Origin of the sequence: Saliniramus sp. (assembly GCF_035311605.1) — a bacterium.
Taxonomy (GTDB): Bacteria; Pseudomonadota; Alphaproteobacteria; order Rhizobiales; family Beijerinckiaceae; genus Saliniramus.
This window is the reverse complement of record NZ_DATGCW010000205.1, coordinates 1-8,474: the sequence shown is the minus strand read 5'-3', so window position 1 is coordinate 8,474 and position 8,474 is coordinate 1. Positions and strand designations below refer to the sequence as shown.

At 64.3% G+C, this 8,474-nt stretch carries 6 protein-coding genes; 3 read left to right on the top strand and 3 right to left on the bottom strand.

Annotated features, from left to right (window positions below):
• The coding region (locus VKP01_RS09415) for a ComEC/Rec2 family competence protein (protein WP_324411895.1) at positions 1 to 1,306 on the top strand (1,306 nt) is incomplete at its 5' end.
• Between the two features lie 164 nt (positions 1,307 to 1,470).
• Here VKP01_RS09415 and lexA read toward each other — a convergent pair.
• Positions 1,471 to 2,298: a transcriptional repressor LexA gene (gene lexA, locus VKP01_RS09410; protein ID WP_324411894.1), complete on the bottom strand. Its 828-nt coding sequence runs from the start codon at positions 2,296 to 2,298 to the stop codon at positions 1,471 to 1,473.
• A 230-nt stretch (positions 2,299 to 2,528) separates the two neighbouring features.
• Here lexA and VKP01_RS09405 point away from each other — a divergent pair, with 230 nt between their 5' ends.
• The gene (locus VKP01_RS09405) at positions 2,529 to 4,148 is read left to right on the top strand and encodes an AMP-binding protein (protein ID WP_324411893.1); all 1,620 of its coding nucleotides are present in this window, start codon (positions 2,529 to 2,531) and stop codon (positions 4,146 to 4,148) included.
• Positions 4,149 to 4,179: 31 nt separating this feature from the next.
• Positions 4,180 to 5,046 carry an undecaprenyl-diphosphate phosphatase gene (locus VKP01_RS09400; protein ID WP_324411892.1) on the top strand — a complete coding sequence of 289 codons (867 nt, stop codon included), beginning with the start codon at positions 4,180 to 4,182 and terminating at the stop codon, positions 5,044 to 5,046.
• A 122-nt stretch (positions 5,047 to 5,168) separates the two neighbouring features.
• Here VKP01_RS09400 and VKP01_RS09395 read toward each other — a convergent pair whose 3' ends face one another.
• Together VKP01_RS09395 and VKP01_RS09390 are read right to left on the bottom strand one after the other, a co-directional pair.
• A complete protein-coding gene (locus tag VKP01_RS09395; protein ID WP_324411891.1) occupies positions 5,169 to 7,649 on the bottom strand; it encodes a glycoside hydrolase family 65 protein in 2,481 nt (826 codons plus the stop codon).
• A 179-nt stretch (positions 7,650 to 7,828) separates the two neighbouring features.
• Positions 7,829 to 8,474, bottom strand: a 646-nt coding sequence (locus VKP01_RS09390; protein WP_324411890.1) for a nicotinate-nucleotide--dimethylbenzimidazole phosphoribosyltransferase, incomplete at its 5' end; no start/stop codon positions are given.

Here is an 8,474-nt window from a genome sequence, read left to right as displayed (position 1 = left end):
GCCCGGCGCGGCGGGCCGCTTCCTGCGCTGGCTCGCCGCCGGCATGCTTGGCATTCTCACCACCACCATCATCGCGACCATCGCAACCGGCCCGTTCGCCGCCTATCATTTCCAGATCGCCAATCCCTATGGTCTGATCGGCAATGCCCTGGCTTTGCCCATCGTCTCGCTCGTGGTGATGCCGGCGGGCGTGATCGGCGTATTCCTGATCGGCTTCGGCCTTGACCATTTCGCCTGGCAGGTGATGGGCTTCGGCATTGCCAGGGTGCTCGACGTGGCCCATTTCGTCGCCGGTTTCGAAGGGTCGAACCTGCCCGTCGCCGCTTTCGGCAACGGGGCGCTGGCGCTGATGGTGATCGGTTTGCTCATGGCGACGCTCTTCGTCTCGCCGCTGCGACGGCTGGCGGTGATCCCGGCAGGCATCGGCTTCGCGCTCGCCATGACACCGGATCGGCCCGATCTCTATGTCGATCGCAACGGTGCGGGCGCCGCAATCAGGGGCGCGGATGGCAGGCTCGTGCTGCTGGGCCGTCCGAGCACCTTCGTCACCGCGCAATGGCTGAAGGCCGATGGCGATGCGCGGCTGATGACGGATGCGCCGGAGGACTCCGACGCGTCCCTGCATGCGGGCGTGAACTGCGATCCCCTCGGCTGCACCAAGGCTCTGGTCGGCGGGCATGCAGTCGCTTTCGTGATGGATGCGCGCGCCTTCAGGGAGGATTGCGCACGCGCGGCCATCGTCATCACACCGCTGGAAGCCCCGCCCTCATGCGCGGCGCCCCGCGTGATCGATCGCATGACGCTGCAGCGGCATGGTGCAGTCAGTGCGCATTTCGCCGAGAATTTCGGTGCGGATGCGACGCAATTCGCGGCCATGCCGGACGCACCTGCGGAGAGTGGAGAGCCATTCGAGCCGCAGATCGCCGGTTCCGGGGCCGAAGATCCCGATTCCGGGAATGCGCCGGCGGGAGTGGCGCGGTTCGACGGCGATGTTGAACGCCAAGGCGCTGACACAGAACCGGAGCGAGGGATGATCCGGGAAACGACCGGTGGGATGCCTGGGGGGAGTACCTGGGAGAGGCGCGGCGACGGGCGTGGGGATAGGCTTGGTGAGAGGCTAGGTGAGAGGCTAGGTAAGAGGCTTGGTAAGAGACCTGACGGTGGCCGTAGCGGTGGCATAGCCGGGACGGATGTGGGGACGGATAGCGTTGCGGACGCTCCTGATGCCGATCCGATCAGGCGCTTTACGGGCGTGCGCCGCGCGAACGAAACCCGCCCCTGGCTCTTGCGCAACACCGATGACTGAGCCCGCGACGACCGCGCGATCCGACCCAACCTGATCGGCGGAAGCCCTGAAGCTGCGGGCGGCATGCGCCGCGCCAGCACGACGCGCCCGGATCAGCGTGTAGAACAAGGGCTCATCAGCTGGCGCCTCCCCTTACCCGGGCGGAGGCGGCGCGGGCGCTGCTCTCAATAACGGCGCACCAGCGAAACCAGCCGCCCCTGAATCTGGACGCGATCAGGCCCCAGCACGCGTGTTTCATAGGCCGGATTCGCCGCCTCGAGCGCAATGGATGAGCCGCGTCGCCGGAAGCGTTTCAGGGTCGCCTCCTCCGCATCAATCAGCGCAACGATGATATCACCGGTATTGGCAACATCCTGGCGGCGGATGACGACGATATCACCGTCGAGAATACCCGCTTCGATCATCGAATCGCCGCGCACTTCCAATGCGTAATGCTCGCCGCCGGTGATGAAATCGGGCGAGACCGCGATGGTATGCATCGGATTCTGGATCGCCGAAATCGGCGTGCCCGCCGCAATGCGCCCCATGACGGGGATGTTCACCGCACGCTCGTAATCCTCATCGGCGAGGGGATTGGGAATATCGGCGTCATCCGCAAGACTGCCATGCCGCGCATCGTTGCGATCACGCCCCTTGTCGCCCGCTCCCTTGTGGCCCGCTCCCGTGCCGCCCTCGACCTTGCCGCCTTCCATCTTGCCGCCCTCGACGACACTGGGCGAGAAGCCACCGCGCCCGGTGCCGGCAGCGGAACCGGCACCACCGAGCGGACGCTGCAATGCCTCGGGCATGCGCAGAATTTCCAGCGCGCGCGCGCGATACGGCAGCCGCCGGATGAAACCACGCTCTTCCAGCGCCGTGATCAGACGGTGGATGCCGGATTTCGACTTCAGATCCAGCGCATCCTTCATTTCGTCAAAGGATGGCGGCACGCCCGATTCGCGCATGCGTTCATGGATGAAGGTCAGCAATTCGTGCTGCTTACGCGTGAGCATGGTTCCGCCTTGCGATTCGAGATCAAACAAATCACGAACACATTACGGGTTCCCACTGTGTTCCGCAAGTCTCACCTGCCCGATATTATGCATTTTTCGCGAAAAACAATTCAAGATCACAAAACAGAAACAGCCCGGGATTGCACTTCTGTTGATTGCCACACCAGTTTCATCGACGCAGGCGTTCATTCCGGCTTTGAAGAATGCGCATTCGATTCTATTCTGGTTGGATGAATGACAGCCCAGCAGCCTCCGCCACGATCAGCCTCGACCCACCGATGACCGGTGACGCCCCCGCCTTCACCGGCACCGCTGCCGTGCGCCGGCATCTGTTTCAGGCGCTGGTCGACGCGAAAATCGCCTTTGGCGGCAAGACCGTCATCCTCGAAGACGCCCAGCGTCAGCCGCTGACCTATAGCCGCCTCGTGATCGGAGCGCTCGCCCTCGGGCGCAAGCTCGTTGCGGATACGCAACCGGGCGAGCGGATCGGCGTGTTCCTGCCCAGTGTCCAGGCCACGGCCGTCACCTTCTTCGGTCTGCACGCCTTCGCCCGTGTACCGGCGATGCTGAATTTCACCTCCGGCCCCGCCAATCTGAAAGCCGCCTGCGAGATCGCCGCGATCGGCACCATCGTCACGTCGCGCAAGTTCATCGACGAAGGCAAGCTCGACGATGCTCTCGCGGCGATCGCGCCGGGGCGACGGGTGATCTATCTCGAAGACATACGCGATCAGGTCAGCAGCCTCGACAAGGCGCGCGCGGCAGCCGAGAGCCTGTTCGCCGGAGCGCTGGCGAAGCGATCCGGGCCGACACCGGATGACGAGGGGGTGATCCTCTTCACCTCGGGCTCCGAGGGCAAGCCGAAGGCCGTCGTGCTCTCGCATGCCAATCTTCTGTCGAATGCCGGCCAGGTGATGCAGCATGCCGAAGGCGTGCTCAGCCGGGACGACATCTTCTTCAACCCGTTGCCGGTGTTCCATTCCTTCGGCCTGACGGCGGGACTGATCCTGCCCGTGATCCATGGCATCCGCGCCTTCCTCTATCCGAGCCCGCTGCATTACAAGCAGGTGCCGAAGCTGATCGAGAGCGCGAAGGCGACCTTCCTGCTCGCCACGGATACTTTCCTCCAGGGCTATGCCCGCGCCGCCGGCGATGTCGATATGTCCTCGATCCGCTATATCGTCGCCGGGGCCGAACGTGTGCGCGAGGAGACGCAACGGCTGTGGAAGCGTTACGACGCAATGATCCTCGAGGGTTATGGCGCGACGGAATGCGCCCCGGTCATCGCCTGCAATCTGCCCCAGCGTCACCGTCACGGCTCGGTCGGCCCCTTCCTGCCGGGCATCCGCTGGAAACTGACGCCCGTGGAGGGCATCAAGCGCGGCGGACGGCTTTCGATTGCCGGCCCCAACGTCATGGCCGGCTATATCGATCCGGATGATCCCACGCGGCTGATCCCGCCGGAAGACGGCTGGCACGATACCGGGGACATCATCCTGATCGAGGACGGTTTCGTCACGATTCGCGGACGCGCCAAGCGCTTCGCCAAGATCGGCGGCGAAATGATCTCTCTGGCTGCCGTCGAGACGATGATCCAGGAATTGTGGCCCGACGACACCCATGTGGTCGTGGCCCTGGCAGACGAGCGCAAGGGCGAGCAGCTCGTTCTCGTCACGGAGAAAGCCGATGCCGATCGCGAAGCGGTGGTCGAGCATGGCCGCGACAAGGGCTTTTCCGATCTCTGGCTGCCGCGCGCGGTGCTGGTGGCGCAAATTCCTGTTCTCGGATCGGGCAAGATCGATTATGCCGGAACCGAAGCGCTGGCGGGAAAGCTGCGCGCGATGATGTAGGGGCGGGCGGGCGCGCCCGATCGGAGCCGGTATGACCCTTTTTGAAGCGGCGCTTCTTGGAATCGTCCAGGGCGTATTCATGTTCGTGCCGGTCTCGTCGACCGCGCATCTCGTGCTCACCCAGCATTTCCTGATCGCGCAGGGCTCGCAGATGCCGCCGCCCGAGAGCGCGCAAATGATCCTGTTCGACCTGATCGTGCATGTCGGCACGCTGGTCTCGATCATCGTGGTCTTCCGCAAGACGCTGGCACAGTTTCTCGGCGGCTCGATCATCGCCGCGCGCGAGATTGCGCTGGAGCGCCGGGCTTCGCCTCAGGCGCGTTTCCTGGTCTGGCTCTGGGCGATGGGGCTGCTCTCGGTCTTTGTCACCGGTGTGATGGGGCTCACCTTCCGCGACATGTTCGAGCGGGTCTTCGCCAATCCGGCCATCATCCCGATCACACTGGCCACGACGGGCGTGTTGCTCTGGCTGACCGACCGGCTGAAGCCACGCCGCTACGGGCTGAAGGATCTCGGCATCGGCATGGCGCTCACCATCGGCTTCGCCCAGGGGCTTGCGCTGATCCCCGGCATCAGCCGCTCGGGCATGACCATCATCGCCGCGCTGTTCGTCGGACTCAAGCGCAAGCGTGCGGCGGAGTATTCCTTCCTGATCGCCTTCCCCACCATCCTCGCCGCGACGCTGGTCCAGAGCGCCGAAGTGTATCTCAGCGGCGAAGCGCTGCGCATCAACTGGGCTGCCGCCAGCGTCGGTTTCGTCGTCTCGGCGCTCATCGGCACGATCGCGCTCCAGATCGTCCTGAAGCTGCTCTATCGTGCCAAACTGAAATACTTCTCCTTCTATCTCTGGGGCATGGCCCTGCTCGTCGCCTTCGGCGTGGTGGAATTCGGCAAGTGAGGCGAGAGCCTCACACTGCACGATCCCGCCCCGCTGCCCTGAAGCACGGGGAGCGCCCCCTTGATCAAGGCGACGTCACCAGCCTCGCGCGTCGACACCGGCGTTGAACCGCAACGCGCGGCTCACTCGGCGGCGCGCTGGCCTTGCTTGCGCCGGTTCTCGTCACGCAGACGCTCATCCGGCTTGATCAGCCTGAAGCGGCAGCTTTCACCGGGCGCCAGATCACGGTAATGTCCGCGATAGGCGAGTTTGATCGAACTGGCGCTGTAGGACCGGCTCTCGATGACGAGTGTTTCGTGGTTCACGTCGACATCGAGCACCTGCCGGCGATAGCGCAGGCGGACCCGGATGCGTTTGATCTCGTCAGGCAGGGCCGGGTCGAAATGCAGCGTGTTGCCGCGCATGTCGATGCCGACGAAACAGCGCTGCACGAGGTCGATCGTTCCTGCCATGGCGCCGGTATGGATCCCTTCCGGCGTGGTGCCGCCCTGCACATCGGCGATGTCGCTGTCGAGCGTATGCTGGAAATGCTTCCAGGAGCGCGGGCGATCGGAACGTGCCAGCACCCAGGCATGGGCGACGCCGCTGAGCGTCGAGCCGTGGGAGGTGCGCGCCATGTAATATTCGACGTTGCGCCTGAGATGCTCCGGCCCGAACGGATAACCCAGCCGTTCGAAGATCTGATAAAGTTCATCCGCCGTGAACAGATAGAACAGCATCAGCACATCGGCCTGTTTAGAAGCCTTGTACCGGTTCACCGCGTCGTCTTCCGCCTCCAGAATCCGGTCGAGGCGCTGGATGTCGCCGTATTTCTCGCGGTAGCCCTCCCAGTCGAATTCTTCCAGATCGTCATAGCCCTCGAACTGGCTGATGATGCCGTCATCGTGGAAGGGCACGCGCAGCTTGCGGCTGATCTCGTACCAGCGCGCGCGCTCTTCGGGCGACAGGCCCATGGTCTCGCACAGTCGCTCCGCCTGCGCCGTGGGAATGGCCTCCAGCACATCCTCGGTGCGCGACATCAGCCAGGCGACCATGACGTTCGTATAGGCGTTGTTGTCGACGCCGCCTTCCGCGCTCGCATCGATTCCAGGATAGGCGGTATGATACTCGTCCGGCCCCATCACGCCCTCGATCTCGTAGCGGTCGATTTCCGGATCGTATGTCGCGATCGAGGCCCAGAACCGGGCGATTTCCAGAAACATCTCGGCGCCGAAGGCGGTGAGGAACTCGTAATCGTCGGTGGCCTCGTAATATTGCCAGATATTGAAGGCGATGGCCGCGTTGATATGGCGCTGGCGGTGGGTATTGTCCGGGTTCCAGCGCCCGGATTCCGGATTGAGATGCAGCTTCTGCGTTTCCTCGCGCCCGTTCGAACCGCTCTGCCAGGGGAACATGGCGCCTTCGAAGCCTTCCTCGCGCGCCGCCCGTTTCGCCTCGGGCAGACGGCGATAGCGATAGCGCAGGAGCGCGCGCGTCAGTGTTGGCAGGCGCAGGCTGAGGAAGGGAAAGATGAAGAGTTCGTCCCAGAAGATATGCCCGCGATAGGCCTCGCCGTGCCAGCCGCGCGCAGGGATGCCGACATCGAGATCGATGGAATGCGGTGAGGCTGTCTGCAGGCAGTGGAAGATATGCACCCGCAATTTCAGCTCGGTTTCGGCCATGTCGCCGTCAGTGAGCTCGATGTCACAATCTTCCCAGAGATGCCGCCAGGCGATTTCATGAGCAGCCTGCAATTGTGCGAAATCACTGGCATGGCCCAGCGTGCGCTTGGCTTCGAGCCCCGCCTCGGCGATGGCCCAGTCGCGTGAATTGTGCAGGGCAACGACCTTCTCGGCCGTGATCGGCGCGCCTTCACGCGCCTCGCAGGTGATGATCTGCCAGATGCGTCGGTCGGAGCCATGGGTTTCGTATTCCGGATGCACGCCGCAATCTTCACAATGGACAAGCGTACGCGCCGCCATGGCGAGTTCGATGCGTGACTGGTTGGTGCGCGCACGCAGATACAGCGTGTCGGCGCCGAGATGGTCGAGCTCGAGAATGTCGAGATGCTGCGAGGCCAGCTGGCGGTAACGCGCCACACCGTTATTGCTGACGCTGCCATCGAGGCCGGAGCGGAACTGCATCGTGCCGGACCAGTTTTCCGGCGTGATCGTCACCGAGAGGGCCGCGAGATGGCGCTCGGCCATGGAGACGAGCCGCTTCTCGCTCCAGCGTGTGATGCGCCCTTCACCATCGCGCGCCCGGATCTCGCGCAGGAGCAGGCCGCGCTTGAGATCCAGTGATTGGCTATAGGAGAGGATATCGACCTCGTCGATATGGAACCATGGCCCCTCGCCGATGCGGAAACTCAAGGGCAGCCAGTTCGGCAGATTGACAAGATCCTCGTTTTCGACCTTGCGGCCCGAGACCTCGCTGGTCAGGCGGTTATAGCCGCCGGCGATATAGGTTCCCGGATAATGCGTGCCGTCATCGGCGGTATCCGGGCTCGCGCCGCGCGTGGCAAAGTAGCCGTTACCGAGCGTACACAGCGCCTCGTGAAGGGCTTCGCGGTCGGGATCGTAGGAATCGTAGGTCAGCACCCAGCCGAGGGTCTCTTCGCTCATGCGGTCCTTCCAGGGTCGGAATTGGCAGATCACGACGCGAACGCGCCGCACGGGCCCGCGGTTCCGGCAGGAATTGCCGCAACGCATGCCGATTATGCCCGTCTTTGCGCCCGCGCCATATGCGGACTGCCCCTTACGAAGAGCCTTTCCGCATGGCTCGGCCCTGCCATGAGCGACCTTCAGTTCAGTTTCTGCGCCACCGCCGCTTCCGCGAATGTCGCCATGCCGGCATGGCAATGGGCCGCGGCCTTGATCAGCCCCATTGCCATGGCCGCACCCGACCCCTCGCCGAGGCGCATGTCCAGCGCAAGCAGCGGCACCTTGCCAAGGCGTTCGAGCACGTCACGATGGGCACCCTCGGCCGAGAGATGACCGAAGACGCAATGATCGAGCGCGCGCGGATCGATCGCGTGCAGGATCGCCGCCGCCGCCGTCGCGACATAGCCGTCAACCACCACCGGCACCCGCTCACTGCGCGCCGCGAGGATCGCCCCGGCCATGGCCGCGATCTCCCGCCCGCCCAGACGCGCGAGAACCGCCAGCGGATCGCCGAGATGTTCGCGATGCAGCGCGATCGCCGCCTCTACCGCCGCGACCTTGCGTTCAAGCCCGGCATCATCGACGCCGGTGCCGCGCCCCACCCAATGCGCCGCCTCGCCGCCATAGAGCGCGGTGAAGATCGCCGCCGCGATGGTGGTGTTGCCGATCCCCATCTCGCCGATACCCAGAAGATCCGTGCCGCCGGCGATCGCCTCCATGCCGAAGGCCATGGTCGCCACCGCATCCTTGTCGCCCATGGCGGGCTCACGCGTGATATCCTTGGTG